This window comes from Yoonia sp., from assembly GCF_030731595.1.
Lineage (GTDB): Bacteria > Pseudomonadota > Alphaproteobacteria > Rhodobacterales > Rhodobacteraceae > Yoonia.
On record NZ_JANQTS010000070.1, the window covers coordinates 1 to 15915 of the forward strand.

The following is a 15915-nucleotide window of genomic DNA, read 5'->3' on the forward strand; positions in this document are numbered from 1 at the left end:
GGACGGCTGATTTCTCGATTTTGACACGCAGGTCGAACCACGCCGCCTGTCCGGTGATCGGGTCGGAGTTCGCCCAGCGCAGGCCGTCGCCTTTGGGCGGCAGAAGTTCGTGGATCAGGTGGTTGAGCAAGAAGCCCTTGGTGGCCTCTGGCGCGTCTTTGTCCAGCGCCCAAGCGCCCTTGCGCTTGCCGATGGCATTCCACGTCCAGACGGTGTTTTCGTTCAGGCTGGCCTGATGTGCCACTGGCACGGTGATCGACCCGTGGACCGAACTGACGCGCGCCCAGTCCCCCTCCTTGAAGCCGTTGGCCTCCCAAATTTTGGTGGGCACATAAAGCGGGTTATGCCCGTGGATTTGCCGCAGCCATGCGTTTTGCGTGCCCCAAGAGTGGTACATCGCCATTGGCCGCTGGGTCAGCGCATGGATCGGGTATTCAACCGGATCGGCATAGCCATCTTCCATCGGCGCATACCAGATCGGGAGCGGGTCCATCGTCAGTTTCAAACGCGCGCGCAGATGCTCTGGCGGTTGCCGTGTCCCGATGCCTTCGGCAGCGGCCTGGAATTTGCGCAGGGGTTCGACGTAAAGCTGGAAGATGTAGGGCTGGACCACATCGTAAAAGCCCATCTTCACGGCCCAGTCCTGGTATTCCGTACTGAAGGGTTTGTAGTAGGCGGCGTTCTCCGGAACGTGTTCGATCCAGAAACCGCCATTGTCGATATAGTCTTGCAACTGGTCGGGGTTCACTTCGCCGCGCCCGCCTTGCGGCCCGTCAGGCCCTTTGCGGAAACCGGCCAGCGGGCCGACGCCGGGCCGCCGCATGTGGTTGGTGATGTAATCGGCGTAGTCCTGATACTTCTGGCTGCCGTCTGCGTTGACGAAGCCGGGCAGGTTCAGCCGCGCGCCCAGATCGCACAGCACCGACTGGAACCCGCGCACATCGCGGTCGGGTGCGACGACAGGCCAGCGGATCGCATCGGCAACCCCGTCCGCTTCGCAGATCGGGCGATCCAGCAAGCTGATGCAATCATGCCGTTCCAGATAGGTGGTATCGGGCAGGATCAGGTCGGCATAGGCCACCATTTCGGATGAATAGGCATCGGAATAGATGATCTTGGGGATCACATAATCGCCGTTCGCGTCCTTGTCGGTCAGCATCTTCATCACGCCGCCCGTATTCATCGAGGAGTTCCACGACATATTCGCCATATACATGAACAGCGTGTCGATCTTGTAGGGATCGCCCGCGTGCGCATTGGAAATCACCATATGCATCAGACCATGCGCTGACATCGGGTTTTCCCATGAATAGGCTTTGTCGATCCGTTTGGGGTTGCCGTCTTCGTCCAAAAGCAGGTCTTCGGGGCCATGGGTATAGCCCAGATGCGGACCGTCAAGCGCCGCACCGGGGGTGACTTTGCCGTGGGGCTTGGGGTGCGCCGTGGCGGGCTTGGGGTAGGGTGGCTTGAACCGCATACCGCCGGGCGTTTCCACCGCACCCAAGAGGATTTGCAGGACGTGGAGCGCGCGGCAGGTCTGGAAACCGTTGGAATGTGCAGAGATGCCACGCATCGCGTGAAAGCTGACGGGCCGCCCGATCATCTTGTCGTGCTTCACGCCGCGGAAATCGGTCCAAGGGCGGTCCAGCTCGATCGCTTCGTCAAAGGCGACACGGGCCAGATCAGCGGCGAGCGCGCGGATGCGTGCGGCAGGGATGCCGCAGCGTTCGGCTACTGCTTCGGGGGCGTAGTCGTCTGACAGGTAGCGGTCGGCCATCAGGTGGAACACCGGGCGGTGCGTGACGCCTTTGGCGCGGTGCGTCGCTGCCAGATCGGGTTCGACCCCTTGGCCGTTCCAAGAGGCCAGCGCACCTGTGCGCCGGTCGATCACTTGTGGCTGGCCATTTTCATCGCGCAGGAACAAGCCGAACTGGTCAGAATTCGGATCTTCATTCACCAGCACCGAGGCATTGGTAAAGCGCGCCAGATAGTCCAGATCGACCTTGCCCGCTTTCATCAGGCAATGAACCATCGCAAGGATCAAGAGCCCGTCTGTGCCGGGTGTGATCCCGACCCAATCGTCAGCTACTGCGTTATAGCCAGTGCGGATCGGGTTCACCCCGATCATCCGCGCACCGCGTTTCTTGATCTTGCCGATGCCCATTTTGATCGGGTTGCTGTCGTGGTCTTCGGCGACGCCAAAGAGCATGAAAAGCTTTGTATGGTCCCAGTCAGGTTGTCCGAATTCCCAGAACGCGCCGCCCATCGTATAAATGCCAGCAGCGGCCATGTTGACCGAACAGAAACCGCCGTGTGCGGCATAGTTGGGCGTGCCGAAACCTTGCGCCCAGAAGCTGGTAAAGGATTGCGATTGATCGCGGCCGGTGAAGAAGGCCAGTTTCTCGGGGTGTTTTTCACGGATCGGGGCCAGCCAGTCGGTTGCGATGGTCAGCGCCTCTTCCCAGCTGATTTCTTCAAACTCACCCGAACCGCGCTCGCCCACGCGCTTCAAAGGTGCCCGCAACCGCGATGGCGCATTGTGCTGCATGATCCCAGCGGAGCCTTTGGCACAAAGCACGCCCTGGTTCACAGGGTGGTCCTTGTTGCCCTCTATGTAGGCGACCTTGCCGCCCTTCATATGCACGTTGATCCCGCAGCGGCAGGCACACATATAGCAGGTCGTCTTGCGGACCTCGTCGGACACGAAAGGCGAGGTATCAAGTTGCGGCTGATCAAGTGACATGGCGGAACCTTTCAAGCGAATTGCGTGCGTATCAAAGCGGCACCTGCCAAGGCGCACAGCAATGACAGGCAGAATGGACGATAGTAGGCCGCAAGGCGCGGCATGAAGAGCTTTTGCCCAATGACCACCCCGATCGCTGCAGGGATGACAAGGGCGAGGCCGCGCGCTATTCCGGTGCTGTCCATGATGCCGAACCATAGGAAACTGATCATCGAGGTCAACGCGCTAAAGAACAAGAAAAGCACCAAAGCGGCACGCATCTTGGCGGCAGGCGCATCTTGCGACAGGACATAGAGGGCGATAACCATGCCGCCCACATGGGCCAATCCGGTCACGATCCCTGCGGCAAATCCGGAACCGTAAAGTCCGGGCTTTGTTGCAAGAAAGGGCAGCCGGATTTTGGCAAGCTGGGTCGCCGCAAGGACGATGATGATCGACAGCACGATCAGTTTGCTGGTCTCGACCGAAACCGATGTGGTCAGCCAAAGCCCGAAGGGTACGCCGACCGTCGAGCCGATCACCAAACCCAGAACGACCCCGCGATCCGCTTCTTGCCAGCCTCCCTTGGCCATCAGGACCGACGCGGTCATTTCCAGCCACCAGCAGATCGGGATCAGTTGGACAGGCGGCAGGATCAGCACGGCAGTCGCCATGACGACTGCAGAGAGGGCAAAGCCGGAAAACCCGCGCACGATGCCCGCCAGCACGACAATGCCAGTCAGGATCAGGAAGTCCTGTCCGCTGAGGTCTGTGGCAAGAAGCAGTCTTTCGATCATTCAGCGCCCCTGTGCCATAAGTGACAGGGCGTCGCGGGCGATCTGCTTTTCCTCGTCGGCTGCGATCACATGGACGGGTACATCACCAAAGCACGCCAGATAGCCCATGATCTTGTCGCGGACGGGGGCTGCGTTCTCGCCGATCCCACCTGTAAAGGCCACAGCATCAAGGCCCCCCATCGCGATGATCGCAGACCCCGCGTGGCGCGCGGCCCAATAGCAGAAATGCGCGATTGCGAACTTGGCGGCATCGTCGTCGCGTTCCAGCAGCGTTTTCATATTGTTGTCGCCGGCAAGCGCCTGAAGTCCTGCATTGGTATTCAGCATCCGGTCGGTCTCGTCCTCGCCCAAGGCTTTGGATATCCGCAGGACCGCCGCGCCGTCGATATCGCCCGACCGCGTGCCCATGGTCAGGCCCGAGAGCGGGGAATATCCCATGGATGTGGCGGTCGATTTGCCATGATGAATCGCACAAAGGCTGGCCCCGTTGCCAAGGTGGAACGCCAGCAAGCGTGCAGGCAGGGCATCGCCGAAATCGGCGACCATATTGGCATATGACAGCCCGTGGAAACCGTACCTGCGAATGCCTGCGTCATGATGGGTCTGAGGGATGGCGTAACGGGTCGCGACCTCGGGGTTTGTTGCATGAAAGGCGGTGCCGAAACTGCAGTATTGCGCCAGGTCCGGCGCGATGCTTTGCAAGGCGTAGATGCCAGCAAGATTGTTGGGGTTGTGCAGGGGAGCAAGAGGCACGACGCTTTCGATGATGGCAAGCACTGCAGGGGAAACACGCGCAGGCTGCGTCAGAACCGCGCCGCCATGCACAACACGGTGGGCCGCGGCGCTGAAGGCGTTCAGCGGGTAGCCTGCCTTGGCCAAGGCCGTCAGCATCAGGTCCAATGCGTCAGCGTGGTTGTCGGTTTGAACCGTTATTCTGGTGTCTCCCAGCTTGAGTTGCCCTATCGTCCCCAAATTGGTCACGCTGCCCGAAATGAGCGATCCCAGGTCAGCATCGAACACCTCGATCTTGAGCGAGGAAGACCCGGCGTTCAGAACAAGGATCATGTGACCATGACCTTGCGCCATGCAATCGCTGACAAGGGCACCCTTTGCCGTATCATTTCGGCAATCCGCAACTGATCGCGGCAAGCGCTGCAGAGGCAATGCGCGCAGCAGGCGGGTCAGCGCGGGATGTCAGCAGGATCGGGACCTTCGCACCCGTCACGATCCCTGCGGCACAGCCGCCGCTGAGATAGACAAAGGCTTTGAACAAGGCGTTTCCGGATACGATATCGGGCACGATAATCGCATCCGCATGGCCAGCGACCGGATCAGAACCCATCTTTTTGGTCGCGACTGCATCAGGCGAGATGATCAGATCAAAGGCCAAAGGCCCCGAGACATCAATATCGGCAACATTCTCGCGGGCCCAATCTGCCAGCGCCTTGCCATCCATCGAGGAAGGCACCGCAGGGATCGGGCTTTCGGTGGCCGAGAGGATCGCAATTTTTGGATGCGCGTTGCCAAGTTTGTTCAGCAGTTTCTTTACCTCGACAATCGAGGATTGCCGCGTCGCAAGATCGGGGGCCACGTTGACTGCGGCATCTGAAATCAGGATCGGCTTGCCGCCGTCAGGGTGCGAGATGTGAAAGATATGCACGAAGCGCTGTCCGGTACGCAGCCCGGCATCGCGGCTGACCGCTGATTTCATAAAGACATCGGTGTGCAATTGGCCTTTCATCAGAACATCGGCCTCACCTGCGCCGCAAAGGGCCGCAGCGGTACGTCCTGCCTCCTGTTCGCCTGTGGTGTCATGCAAGGCGTAGCCAGAGATATCCCAATCCAGCTTGGCGGCTTCGGCGCGGATCATGTCGGCCTCGCCGACAAAGACGGGGATCATGATGCCGGCCTTGGTCGCGTCTTCGGCGGCTTCCATCGGCAAGGGCGCACCTGCGCGGGCGATGGCCACACGTGGCGGTGCAAAGGCTTGGGCGCGGGCAATCAGGTCTTTTGGCGCGACAGCTTCGCGGGTCGAAAGAAAGGGTGAGCTCATGTCAACTCCTCAGGATTGCGCGGGCGTGCCTGACTGAACACTAAGGCAAAAAGCGGCCCCCAGTGATGTCACTGCGGGGGCCGCCGGTCTGCCCATTCCAAAGTGGAACGGCAAGTTTACTCTGCTGCCATGTCGGACGCGCTGATGCCTGCGACTTTGACAGGTTTCTTCATCGCGTCGCGGCGGAACGGCTCGCCAAGTTCTTGGTTCAGGATCACCTCGATCAGGGTGGTCGTGTTGTTTTCCATCTGATCCTTGATCGCTGTGTTCAGTGCTGCGGTCAGTTCGTCCATCGTCTTGACCTGTACACCTTTGAGGCCACAGGCGTTTGCGATTCCGGCATAAGACACTTTCATGTCGAGTTCCGTGCCGACAAAATTGTCGTCGAACCACAGGGTCGAGTTACGCTTTTCAGCGCCCCACTGGTAGTTGCGGAAAACGATCTGCGTGATAGCGGGCCATTCGTCGCGGCCAATCGCTGTCAGCTCGTTGACCGAGATACCAAAAGCGCCGTCACCCGCAAAGCCGATCACCGGCACATCAGGCTGGCCGATTTTCGCACCGATGATCGCAGGCAGACCATAGCCGCAAGGGCCAAACAGGCCCGGTGCCAGATATTTGCGCCCTGTCGGGAAGCTTGGGTAGGCGTTGCCGATCGCGCAGTTGTTGCCGATGTCCGAAGAAATGATCGCATCTTCCGGCATCGCGGCTTGAATAGCGCGCCATGCTTGGCGGGGTGACATCCAGTCAGGGCGTGCAGCGCGGGCGCGCTCGTTCCATGTGGTGCCCGGATCGTCCTGCTCGTGATCAAGCGAGGTCAGTTCCTGCGCCCAAGCCGATTTGGTCTGCGCGATCAGTGCTTTGCGATCAGCGCGGCCCGCATCACCTGCATCGTCGGACAGTTGCTCTGTGATGCCCGCGGCGACTTTGGCGGCGTCGCCGACGATACCAACAGTGACTTTCTTGGTCAGGCCGATCCGGTCGGGGTTAATGTCGACCTGAATGATCTTCGCGTTTGTTGGCCAGTAGTCGATGCCATAGCCCGGCAGGGTCGAGAAGGGGTTCAAGCGAGTGCCGAGTGCCAGAACCACATCAGCCTTGCTGATCAGTTCCATGCCGGCCTTTGATCCATTATAGCCCAAAGGTCCTGCGAACAGAGGGTGGTTGCCGGGGAAGGCGTCGTTGTGCTGGTAGCCCACACAAACCGGCGCGTCGAGCGTTTCCGCCAGAACGCGCGAGGCCTCGATGCCGCCTTCAGCCAGAACAACGCCAGCGCCATTCAGGATCACCGGGAATTTGGCAGTCGACAACATCTCGGCGGCTTTGGCGATCGAATTTGTGCCGCCTGGTGAGACTTCGAATTCAACAGGCTGCGGGATTTCCACATCAATGACTTGGGTCCAGAAGTCGCGGGGGATGTTGATCTGGGTCGGGCCAGACAGACGCTTGGCTTTGGCGATCACGCGCGCCAGAACTTCGCAGATGCGGGTCGGGTCGCGGACTTCTTCCTGATAGGCCACACAATCCTTGAACAGGTTCATCTGTTCCATTTCCTGAAAGCCACCCTGACCGATGGTCTTATTGGCCGCTTGCGGGGTTACCAATAGGCACGGTGTGTGGTTCCAATAGGCGGTTTTGACTGCGGTCACAAAGTTCGTGATACCGGGGCCGTTCTGCGCGATCATCATCGACATCTCGCCAGTGGCACGGGTATATCCATCCGCCATCATACCGGCAGACCCTTCATGGGCGCAGTCCCAGAATTTGATACCGGCCGCAGGGAAAATGTCGGAGATCGGCATCATTGCAGAGCCGATGATCCCGAAAGCATGGCGGATACCATGGGCTTGGAGCGTTTTGACGAATGCTTCTTCGGTGGTCATCTTCATGGCGGTGGGTCCTTCCCTTTGGATCGATAAAAGACAGGGCGCAGAATCCCTGTATTTGCTGAGGTGACACTATGGTCTGCAAGGTAGCACAGTTAGGTCCAGTTGAATACCGATCCTAAGGCCAGAGTGAAATGAATTGAGACAAAGAGTCTCAATAATCAGTTATTCGAGATTGCCCTGGCGATCAGGCGAATACCCTCAGGAATACGGGCTGACGGGATCGAGGAATAGGCCAAGCGCAAATATTGGCTCGGTGGCGTTTCACTGGCAAAGAAGGGTGCGCCGGGTTCAACCAGCACGTTGTCGGCCCGCAGACGTTCGGCGAGTTCAGTGGTATTGACCGTATCAGGTGCGCGCAGCCAGACCGATGATCCGCCATAGGTCCCTTGCCCCGCGATGGTCAGACCATGCGCATGCAGCGCCGCATCCATCACTTGCCGCCGCTCGTGGTAGGTCTTGCTCATCCGCCGCACCAGCGCATCATAATGGCCCAGCGACAGGTAATAGCTGACGGTCCGTTGAATGTGTCCGGGGGGATGGCGCAGCACGGTGGCCCGAAGCGCGCGCGCCTCGCGAATAAAGGGTGCAGGTCCGACAAGGTAGCCCAGCCGCAACCCCGGAAACAGCGATTTCGAGAAAGAGCCCACGTAGATCACCCGCCCGTTCTGGTCGAGCGATTTGAGCGAGGGCGAGGGCGCATTGAGGAATGACATCTCGAACTCATAGTCGTCTTCAACGATCAGAAAATCCTCGGCCTCGGCCTTTTCCAACAGCCGCTTACGGCGCTCCAGCGGCATCGTCGCGGTGGTAGGGCATTGGTGACTGGGCGTGGTAAAGACGACATCGGTGTGTGGTGGCAGGTCTTCGGGTGGCAGGCCGTCCTGATCCACCGGAACCACGCTGAGTTGGCAACGCGACTGGGTCAGGATGGTACGCAGCGCGGGATAACAGGGGTCTTCAATCGCGGCACGGCGGCGGCTGTTCAACAGCACTTGTGCAGAGAGCCACAGCGCGTTTTGTGCGCCCATGGTGATCAAGATCTCGTCTGTATTCGCCAATATGCCCCGCCGTGGCAGCGTCTGGCGGGCGATGAAATCCACCAGTTGCGGATCGTCCCCGTCGAAGTAATCCGCGGTCAGTGCGCTAAAGTCTCGCATACCCAAGGCCCGCAGGGCACAAAGCCGCCAGTTGGCGCTGTCAAACAGCGTTTTGTCCGCTTGGCCATAAATAAAAGGATAGCGGTAGTTGGCCCAATCCGCAGGTTTGTCGAGGCTAAGTCCGGGCGTAAACCGCTGCCCGATGGCGCGGGTCCAGTCCACGGTGCCTGCGTTGAAACGCTGTGCGGGAAAGGCGGGCGGTTCAGGAGCATTTTCCGACACATAGTAGCCGGACCGCCCGCGCGATGACAGGTAATCGTCAGCGACCAGTTCGGTATAGGCCAGTGTGACGGTGATCCGGCTCACGCCAAGGTGTGCCGCCATCTTGCGCGAAGATGGCAGCCGCTCGCCGGGCCGGAACCGCCCTGCAAGAATACCCTGCGCAACCATCTGCTGAATGCGCGCTTGCAGCGTGCCTTCTGCCGATGGGTCAAGAAAGAAGGTTTCAACGGAAATTGACATTGTCTGGCCTTAGGGTCGCGCCAGACTGGACTTAAATGATAGGATGCGCAAGTTGGTTTGCGTGGTTTGTCCGCTCTACAAACTAGGAAATTCACCGAATGAAGTGACGGAAAACGGCAGCCCGCGCGTTCTAGAAATGAACCAAAGCGGAGCGCGCCATGAAAATCTTGCAAATCTTCTTTATCGCAATTGTGGGGGCCGTGTCTTTCGCAACGGTTCTCACGTCAGAAACGCTCCATCAGCCCTGCGAGATCGCGGAGCGGGTCGCGATGGCGCCCGCTCCGGATCGTCGTTAGCCCAAGACGCGCGTGATTGCGGCATCAACCGCTTCGGTCACATGGTCAAGATCATCCTTGGTCGCGATCAGCGCAGGAGCAAAGAGCAAGGTGTTGTTGTAGCCGGGCAGTGACCGGTTTGTCGCCCCTATGATGACCCCCTGAGCCATGCAGTCGGCCACGATGGCGGCCACCTGTTTTTCGTCCACGGGCTCTTTGGTGTCGCGATCTGTCACCAGTTCGGCACCAGCAAAAAGACCCATGCCGCGCACATCGCCGATCCATTTATGCTTGTCCATCAAGGCAAGCAGGTTGCCCTTGAGGTGCTCGCCCATGGCGGCAGAGTTGCCGCGCAGGTCTTCTTCCTCGATGATTTTCATGTTCTCGATGGCCGCTGCCGGACCCGCCGTGCAACCCCCGAAGGTCGAGATGTCGCGGAAATAGCTAAGCTTGTCGGTGTCGTCCTTGAACATGTCAAACACACGGTTGGTGGTGACGCAGCACGAAATCGCGGCATAACCAGAGGCCACGCCTTTGGCCATCGTCACGATGTCGGGCTGGACGCCAAACTGCTGGTAGCCGAACCATGTCCCGGTCCGGCCAAGGCCGCAGACGACTTCGTCGATGTGCAACAGAATATCGTATTTCTTGCAGATTTCCTGCACACGTTCCCAATAACCTTTGGGAGGCACGATGATACCGCCACCCGCTGTGATGGGTTCAAGGCAGAGCGCACCGATCGTGTCCGCGCCTTCGGCAAGGATCACATCCTCGATCGCCTGCGCTGCCTTTGCGCCGTATTCCTCGCCGGTCGATCCGTCTTGCGACCGGTATTCAAGGCAATGCGGGACTTTTATGAAACCGGGTGCAAAGGGACCGTATTGTGCGTTGCGCTCGTCCTGTCCACCTGCCGACATCGTCCCGATCGTCGAGCCGTGATAGTCGCGTTCGCGGTAGAGGATCTTGTTTTTCTTCCCACCGTAATGTTTGTGGCTGATCTGGCGGACCATCTTGAAGGCTTTTTCGTTCGCCTCGGAACCAGAGTTTGCATAGTAGACCCGATCAAGGCCCGGCATCTTGTCGATCAGCATTTCTGCGAATTGCGCGCCGGGTATCGTACCCAAAGAGCCGCCGAAAAAGCACATCTTGGTCACAGCATCCGAAATGGCCTGACCCATCCGTGCGCGGCCATAGCCGATGTTCACGGTCCAGACGCCGCCGGAAACAGCATCCACATGCTCTTTGCCTTTAATGTCCCACAGGCGCAGGCCCTTGCCTTCGACAATGATGCGCGGGTCGATGGTCTCGTAGGGTTTGTGCTGGCTGAGGTGATGCCAAACATGCGCCCGGTCAGCTTCGACCACATGGCCGGGATCGTTTGCGAAGGTCTGCGTGTCCATGTCCGATGCTCCAATGACAAAAGGGAAAAGGCTGCGCGAATCCAATTCGTCGCAAGCCAGTATTCTGTGCAGTTTGCCTACAGGCGTGCCTAGCTCAATAGGGCCAGTTGATCCGCATAGATATAGCCAAATTCCAAGAGCCCTTTGCTGTCGCGAGGGGGTATCCAAGGTTAAGCGCATGAAAATATGTGATTAAATTTCAGAAATCTGTTGCCTAACCCGAATTTCGATGCGGATCGGTCCAATATCCATGATTGACCTATGGCGCCGAATTTCTTTGGCTACTCCCCGACTTGTCGATTTATTGGGCAAACCAGACACGACGAGGCCAATCCGGCGTCTGAACGGCGTCATTCGACCGACTGATCATGCAAAGCCTTGGAACACCTCGGAATACATGTTCAGTTAAGTTAACAAGGGCGGGGCAAACCTGCCGATTTCCCTGGCCCTCGACAAAGGGGCCACAACATGGAGACGGAAAATGAACATTAAGAATGCACTGATGGGTGCCGCAGCGGGCGTTGCTCTTATGACCGGCGCAACCCAAGCTGTGGCCGAAGCGCATGGCGAAATTACAGTAGGCTATTTCCTTGAATGGCCAATGCCATTCCAGTTTGCCAAAGTGAACGGCACTTACGACGAAGTCATGGGCGTCAAAGTGAACTGGGTCAGCTTTGACGCGGGTACTGCGATGTCGGCTGCGATGGCCTCCGGCGACGTACAGATTTCGGTCAGCCAAGGTGTGCCGCCTTTCGTGGTTGCCACTTCAGCCGGTCAGGATCTGCAGATCCTTGATGTGGCGGTATCCTATGCAGACAACGACAATTGCGTGGTCTCTTCTGGTCTTGAGATTGATGCAAGCAGTGCATCCGAACTGGCAGGCAAGAAAGTGGCCGTGCCATTGGGGACCGCTGCGCATTATGGCTTCTTGCGCCAGATGGACCACTTTGGTGTCGATCTTGCCTCGCTTGATATCGTTGACATGGCGCCCGCCGATGGCGCGGCAGCGATTGCCCAAGGGCAGGTCGACATGGCTTGCGGTTGGGGCGGTGCGCTGCGCCGCATGAAAGAACACGGCAACGTGCTGTTGACTGGTGCGGAAAAAGAAGCTCTGGGCATTCTGGTGTTTGACGTAACATCTGCGCCTGCCAGTTTTGTGGCCGAAAACCCAGAGTTGGTGGCCAAGTTCCTTGAGGTGACTGCCGCTGCAAACGCTTCATGGAACGATGGATCGGGCGTTGCCGAAATGCTGCCTGTCATCGCAAACGATGCGGGCATGGATGAAACCGCGACAGCCGAAACGATGGCAACATTCGTGTTCCCCGATGTTGCGACACAACTGTCAAGCGCATGGCTTGGCGGCGCTGCTCCATCCTTCATGAAGGGTGTGGCCGATGTGTTTGTTGAGTCCGGTTCGATCCCATCGGCGCTGGACAGCTATGCCAGCAGCATCAACCTCGGTCCATTGACCGCCGTCAACGACATGTAATCCAATAAGGCTGGCGCGGGGCTCACCTCGCGCCAGTTTTCCGCTTTTTTTCGTGATAAGTCTTGCGGATGCCAGGCAAGGCTTATCAGGGAAAACGATGGGGTCGGTGATGTCGGGACTACAAATAGAAAAATTGTCGATGCGATTTGACTTGCCCAACGGATCCTCCGTGCAGGCGCTCAAAGACGTTTCAATCGACCTGAAGGCAGGCGAGTTGCTGTCCGTGCTGGGGCCATCGGGCTGCGGCAAGACGACATTGCTCAATATCGTGGCAGGGTTCCTGGCCCCAACTGATGGCAGGATTGTTCTGAACGGGCATACCGTGAAGGGCCCTGCTGCCGAGCGCGGTATGGTATTCCAGCAAGGTGCGCTGTTCGAATGGATGAGCGTTCGCGAGAACGTGGGCTTTGGCCCGTCGATGAAGGGGATGCCCAAGGCGGAAAAGAAAAAGATCGTCGATCACCTGCTGGATGTCGTGGGATTGCAGGACTTCAAGGAAAAGGCCGTTTACGAACTGTCAGGCGGTATGCAGCAGCGCGTAGCCTTGGCCCGCTGTCTGGCCAACGAGCCTGATGTGATCTTGATGGACGAACCCCTTGGCGCGCTTGATGCGCTGACCCGCGAAAAGATGCAGGGATTGGTTCTGAAGCTTTGGAAAGAGACCGGCAAGACGATCATTCTGATCACGCACTCTGTTGAAGAGGCGTTGCTCCTGGGCGAGCGCCTGATCGTCATGGCCCCGCGTCCGGGCCGTATCCACACCGAATACCGGCTGCCATTTGCCGAGATGGGCGTGGGGCAAGACCTGCGCGAGGTGAAGAAGCACCCCACGTTCGGTCAAACCCGTGAGGAAATCCTTGGCATGATTTGGGACATGGAAGAAGAAATCATGGGCCGGACGGAGGACGCATAATGGAACTTCTCGCAGACCTCTGGGGCGAATTGGTTGCCGTCTTGCAAACACTTCTTGTGGCCGCGCCCTTTATCATTGGCTACATCCTTCTGATCCTTTTGATGATGGTGATCTGGGGTGCTATCAGAAAGCTTCTGACTCCGAAAAGGGACTATGGATCCCTCAAGACTGTGACGTTCGGGGACGAAAGCGCCGTGACCTCCAACACTGCCGCATCGGTCGTTTCGATCGTGCTGATTTTTGTGCTCTGGGGCGCATTCACCGGGTCGAAACTGTTGCCGGGCTTTCTGCATGCGCCGGGCCCCTTTGTGGGCGAGGGGTCATTCACGTATACGATTACCACGCCCGATGGCCAAACTGATGATGCGACCGTTTCAGTTGTCGTACATCCGTTGACTGAAGAGACGGCGGCGCCGGAAGTTGCACCCGGTGACGGGATCGCAAAGAACGATTCCATCGCCATTCCCAGCTATCGCAGTGAATTGCTGCGTGTGGATATGAACGACGAAATGGGCCGCGACGAGGATACCTTCATCACGGCGGTTGACGGGCAACCGATCGCGCCGGGCGATGCGGTCGATGTGGCCTTTGGGCGCGTTGCGATGTCCGACAAGGGCACCCTGAATATCGTACCCGCCACAGGCATGCAGATGGAGCCGATCTGGCTGCCGGCGCCCGAAGCGGTGTGGAGCCGTCTGGGCGAGATCGCAACTGTCGGCTACCGCAACTCTACATTGGCCGAGCATCTGGGATATTCGCTGTTCCGCGTGATTGTCGGTTTCCTGCTGGGCGCGCTGGTCGGTATCCCTCTGGGCTATGCGATGGGCCTGTCCAACTGGTTCCGTGGCTGGTTTGATCCGATTGTGGAATTCATGCGCCCTGTGCCGCCGCTTGCATTGATCCCGCTTGTGATCATTTGGGCGGGGATTGGCGAGGTCGGCAAAATCATCCTGCTGTTCCTTGCGGCCCTCTGGATCATGGCGATTGCCGCGCGGTCTGGTGTGTCGGGCGTGCGGATATCCAAGGTCCACGCGGCCTATAGCCTTGGCGCATCCAAATGGCAGATCATGCGCCATGTCATCATTCCCAACTCCCTGCCCGAGATATTTACGGGTGCCCGCGTGGCTATGGGTGTGTGCTGGGGCACAGTGGTGGCCGCTGAACTGGTCGCGGCGGAAAAGGGGGCGGGCATGATGATCATGGTGGCCTCCAAATTCCAAAGTACGGATATCGTCCTGATGGGGATCATCCTGATCGGGATCATCGGGTTCAGCATTGATATGTTGATGCGGCAGGCCGAAAAATGGCTGGTGCCTTGGAAAGGCAAGGGCTGATCCCCGCGCGTCGTCCTAGGTGAATGCAAAGGCAGGCTGCACGGGCAGCCTGTCTTTTTCGTTCACGTATTGCGGGAGGTGCTCAGCCGGTTATAACGCTAGACATGTATCAAGATATCCTGATCCTGCTGGCGCCGTCGCTGCTGGTGTTTGTCCTGCTGATCTGGCGACGGGCGCGGGGCACAGCGCCAGTCGACCTTGCTCGCCAGCCGCCGCCCAACGCCATTGTCGTTGATGGTTCCAACGTGATGCATTGGGGTGGCGATCCATCCGCCGACGTCCTTGCGCGGGTCTTGCGCAGCATCGAGACCAAAGGGCATACACCAATTGTCTTCTTTGATGCGAGCGTCGGTTATAAATTGGGCGACCGCTACTACAACGAAACCAAACTCGAGTCTTTGACCGGTATACCTGCCAAACATATCTGCGTGGTCGACAAAGGTGTCGTGGCAGATGAGGGAATCCTTGCCTTTGCCTCTGACCATGGGTTGCGGATCGTCACCAACGATCAGTTCCGCGATTGGCGCGTGCAGTTTCCCCATGCGGCCAAGAAAGGGACACTTGTTGGCGGCCAGTGGCGCGACGGGGCCGTGAAGTGGCGCGGGACCTTATGACAGCAGGTCTTGCGGGGTCAGCCGGAAGGCTTTGCCGAAGCCGCCGTTCAGGTCGATGTTCTGCGGTGTCAGCCGGAACATCAGAAAATCTGTGAAGTCGTAGTAGAGTTGGGCCTTGGGAATGGCGTTTAGCCATTTGCCTTTGAACGCGGCCTTGTCCGTCAGGCTGGCCATGCAGGTCAACGTCATGCGGGGGTGGGTCAGCGGGTCACCCTTGACGCCGGGTTCGCCCACCAGAACGGCGCAGGCGGGGTTGGCTTGCAGCGCTTTGGTATGTGTGGAAAGCGTTGATATCAGGGACAAAATCGCGCCATCCGTCCAGATCATGGCGACCCGTGCGACGTAAGGTGTGCCGCTTTCGGGATGGGTAACAGCCAGCGCGCCAAAGCGTGTCATCGCCAGCAACTGCTGTGCAAGAGCGCGCGCGTCGGCGTCGGTCGGGTTGATCGGGTCGGGTTTGGGCATGCCCCAGACTACGCCAGATTGGCGGCGGGGCAATCGCGGAATGCTTCGATTGCGGGGCCAATCCCGTCGAGTGCAAATCCCACGGTGGTGTCCCCAAGGATCGCATAGGCGCGGGTGTTGAATTGCAGCCCGTTGAGCACATTGCCAAAGCCACGGTCCCTGACGGTGAGGCTCCGGCCATCGGCGCTGCGTGTGAAGAAATTGGTCTGGATCGTGTTCGGTCGTTCTCCGGCGAAGGCCATGCCGAATGTGGGATCGCTCGGCCAAGCGCCAGCAGGCAGGGTCACGGTGACGGTGTATTCGGGCAATGAGGCGTCATAGGTGACGGTGATTTCGCCCTCTGCG

General features: G+C 58.7%; 14 protein-coding genes. 5 read left to right on the forward strand and 9 right to left on the reverse strand.

Annotation, left to right across the window (positions count from 1 at the left end; all coding sequences use genetic code 11):
* The 6 genes from NWQ23_RS07645 to NWQ23_RS07670 all read right to left on the reverse strand — a co-directional run.
* A partial coding sequence (locus NWQ23_RS07645; protein WP_306165675.1) for a molybdopterin oxidoreductase family protein occupies positions 1 to 2743 on the reverse strand: 2743 nt, incomplete at its 3' end.
* Between the two features lie 11 nt (positions 2744 to 2754).
* On the reverse strand, positions 2755 to 3519 hold the full coding sequence (locus NWQ23_RS07650) for a sulfite exporter TauE/SafE family protein (RefSeq protein WP_306165676.1): 765 nt from the start codon (positions 3517 to 3519) through the stop codon (positions 2755 to 2757).
* Positions 3520 to 4584, reverse strand: coding sequence for an acetate/propionate family kinase (locus tag NWQ23_RS07655; protein WP_306165677.1), 1065 nt, complete (start codon positions 4582 to 4584; stop codon positions 3520 to 3522).
* Between the two features lie 52 nt (positions 4585 to 4636).
* Entirely contained in the window at positions 4637 to 5572 is a 936-nt protein-coding gene (locus NWQ23_RS07660) for a phosphate acyltransferase (protein ID WP_306165678.1), read from the reverse strand.
* 116 nt (positions 5573 to 5688) lie between these two features.
* Positions 5689 to 7461 (reverse strand): sulfoacetaldehyde acetyltransferase, encoded by a 1773-nt coding sequence (gene xsc, locus NWQ23_RS07665; protein ID WP_306165679.1) that lies wholly within the window; start codon positions 7459 to 7461, stop codon positions 5689 to 5691.
* A 158-nt stretch (positions 7462 to 7619) separates the two neighbouring features.
* Positions 7620 to 9080 (reverse strand): PLP-dependent aminotransferase family protein, encoded by a 1461-nt coding sequence (locus tag NWQ23_RS07670; protein WP_306165680.1) that lies wholly within the window; start codon positions 9078 to 9080, stop codon positions 7620 to 7622.
* A gap of 158 nt (positions 9081 to 9238) precedes the next feature.
* Here NWQ23_RS07670 and NWQ23_RS07675 point away from each other — a divergent pair, with 158 nt between their 5' ends.
* Entirely contained in the window at positions 9239 to 9376 is a 138-nt protein-coding gene (locus NWQ23_RS07675) for a hypothetical protein (RefSeq protein WP_306165681.1), read from the forward strand.
* Here the strand turns inward: NWQ23_RS07675 and NWQ23_RS07680 are convergent.
* Positions 9373 to 10755: an aspartate aminotransferase family protein gene (locus NWQ23_RS07680; protein WP_306165682.1), complete on the reverse strand. Its 1383-nt coding sequence runs from the start codon at positions 10753 to 10755 to the stop codon at positions 9373 to 9375. The two genes, NWQ23_RS07675 and NWQ23_RS07680, sit on opposite strands and share 4 nt — an antisense overlap.
* Before the next feature lie 481 nt (positions 10756 to 11236).
* On the opposite strand from NWQ23_RS07680, the gene NWQ23_RS07685 reads away from it, so the two are divergent.
* The 4 genes from NWQ23_RS07685 to NWQ23_RS07700 all read left to right on the forward strand — a co-directional run bounded on the left by NWQ23_RS07685 (position 11237) and on the right by NWQ23_RS07700 (position 15105).
* A complete protein-coding gene (locus NWQ23_RS07685; protein WP_306165683.1) occupies positions 11237 to 12244 on the forward strand; it encodes an ABC transporter substrate-binding protein in 1008 nt (335 codons plus the stop codon).
* Between the two features lie 109 nt (positions 12245 to 12353).
* A complete protein-coding gene (locus NWQ23_RS07690) occupies positions 12354 to 13157 on the forward strand; it encodes a taurine ABC transporter ATP-binding protein (RefSeq protein ID WP_306165684.1) in 804 nt (267 codons plus the stop codon).
* Entirely contained in the window at positions 13157 to 14491 is a 1335-nt protein-coding gene (locus NWQ23_RS07695; protein WP_306165685.1) for an ABC transporter permease, read from the forward strand. Before NWQ23_RS07690 ends, NWQ23_RS07695 begins: the two co-directional genes overlap by 1 nt.
* A 104-nt stretch (positions 14492 to 14595) precedes the next feature.
* On the forward strand, positions 14596 to 15105 hold the full coding sequence (locus NWQ23_RS07700; protein WP_306165686.1) for a hypothetical protein: 510 nt from the start codon (positions 14596 to 14598) through the stop codon (positions 15103 to 15105).
* Here NWQ23_RS07700 and NWQ23_RS07705 read toward each other — a convergent pair.
* A complete protein-coding gene (locus tag NWQ23_RS07705) occupies positions 15100 to 15570 on the reverse strand; it encodes a HugZ family protein (protein WP_306165687.1) in 471 nt (156 codons plus the stop codon). The genes NWQ23_RS07700 and NWQ23_RS07705 overlap by 6 nt on opposite strands.
* An 8-nt stretch (positions 15571 to 15578) precedes the next feature.
* Positions 15579 to 15915: excinuclease ABC subunit B (locus tag NWQ23_RS07710; protein WP_306165689.1), on the reverse strand; the 337-nt coding region annotated here is incomplete at its 5' end.

What these genes read in the sequence shown, in the direction of transcription:
- NWQ23_RS07690 (WP_306165684.1), top strand. Translation starts at nt 12,354, where the DNA reads ATGTCGGGACTACAAATAGAAAAATTGTCGATGCGATTTGACTTGCCC.
- NWQ23_RS07685 (WP_306165683.1), top strand. Translation starts at nt 11,237, where the DNA reads ATGAACATTAAGAATGCACTGATGGGTGCCGCAGCGGGCGTTGCTCTT.
- xsc (WP_306165679.1), bottom strand. Translation starts at nt 7,461, where the DNA reads ATGAAGATGACCACCGAAGAAGCATTCGTCAAAACGCTCCAAGCCCAT.
- NWQ23_RS07695 (WP_306165685.1), top strand. Translation starts at nt 13,157, where the DNA reads ATGGAACTTCTCGCAGACCTCTGGGGCGAATTGGTTGCCGTCTTGCAA.
- NWQ23_RS07660 (WP_306165678.1), bottom strand. Translation starts at nt 5,572, where the DNA reads ATGAGCTCACCCTTTCTTTCGACCCGCGAAGCTGTCGCGCCAAAAGAC.
- NWQ23_RS07650 (WP_306165676.1), bottom strand. Translation starts at nt 3,519, where the DNA reads ATGATCGAAAGACTGCTTCTTGCCACAGACCTCAGCGGACAGGACTTC.
- NWQ23_RS07705 (WP_306165687.1), bottom strand. Translation starts at nt 15,570, where the DNA reads ATGCCCAAACCCGACCCGATCAACCCGACCGACGCCGACGCGCGCGCT.
- NWQ23_RS07675 (WP_306165681.1), top strand. Translation starts at nt 9,239, where the DNA reads ATGAAAATCTTGCAAATCTTCTTTATCGCAATTGTGGGGGCCGTGTCT.
- NWQ23_RS07700 (WP_306165686.1), top strand. Translation starts at nt 14,596, where the DNA reads ATGTATCAAGATATCCTGATCCTGCTGGCGCCGTCGCTGCTGGTGTTT.
- NWQ23_RS07670 (WP_306165680.1), bottom strand. Translation starts at nt 9,080, where the DNA reads ATGTCAATTTCCGTTGAAACCTTCTTTCTTGACCCATCGGCAGAAGGC.
- NWQ23_RS07680 (WP_306165682.1), bottom strand. Translation starts at nt 10,755, where the DNA reads ATGGACACGCAGACCTTCGCAAACGATCCCGGCCATGTGGTCGAAGCT.
- NWQ23_RS07655 (WP_306165677.1), bottom strand. Translation starts at nt 4,584, where the DNA reads ATGATCCTTGTTCTGAACGCCGGGTCTTCCTCGCTCAAGATCGAGGTG.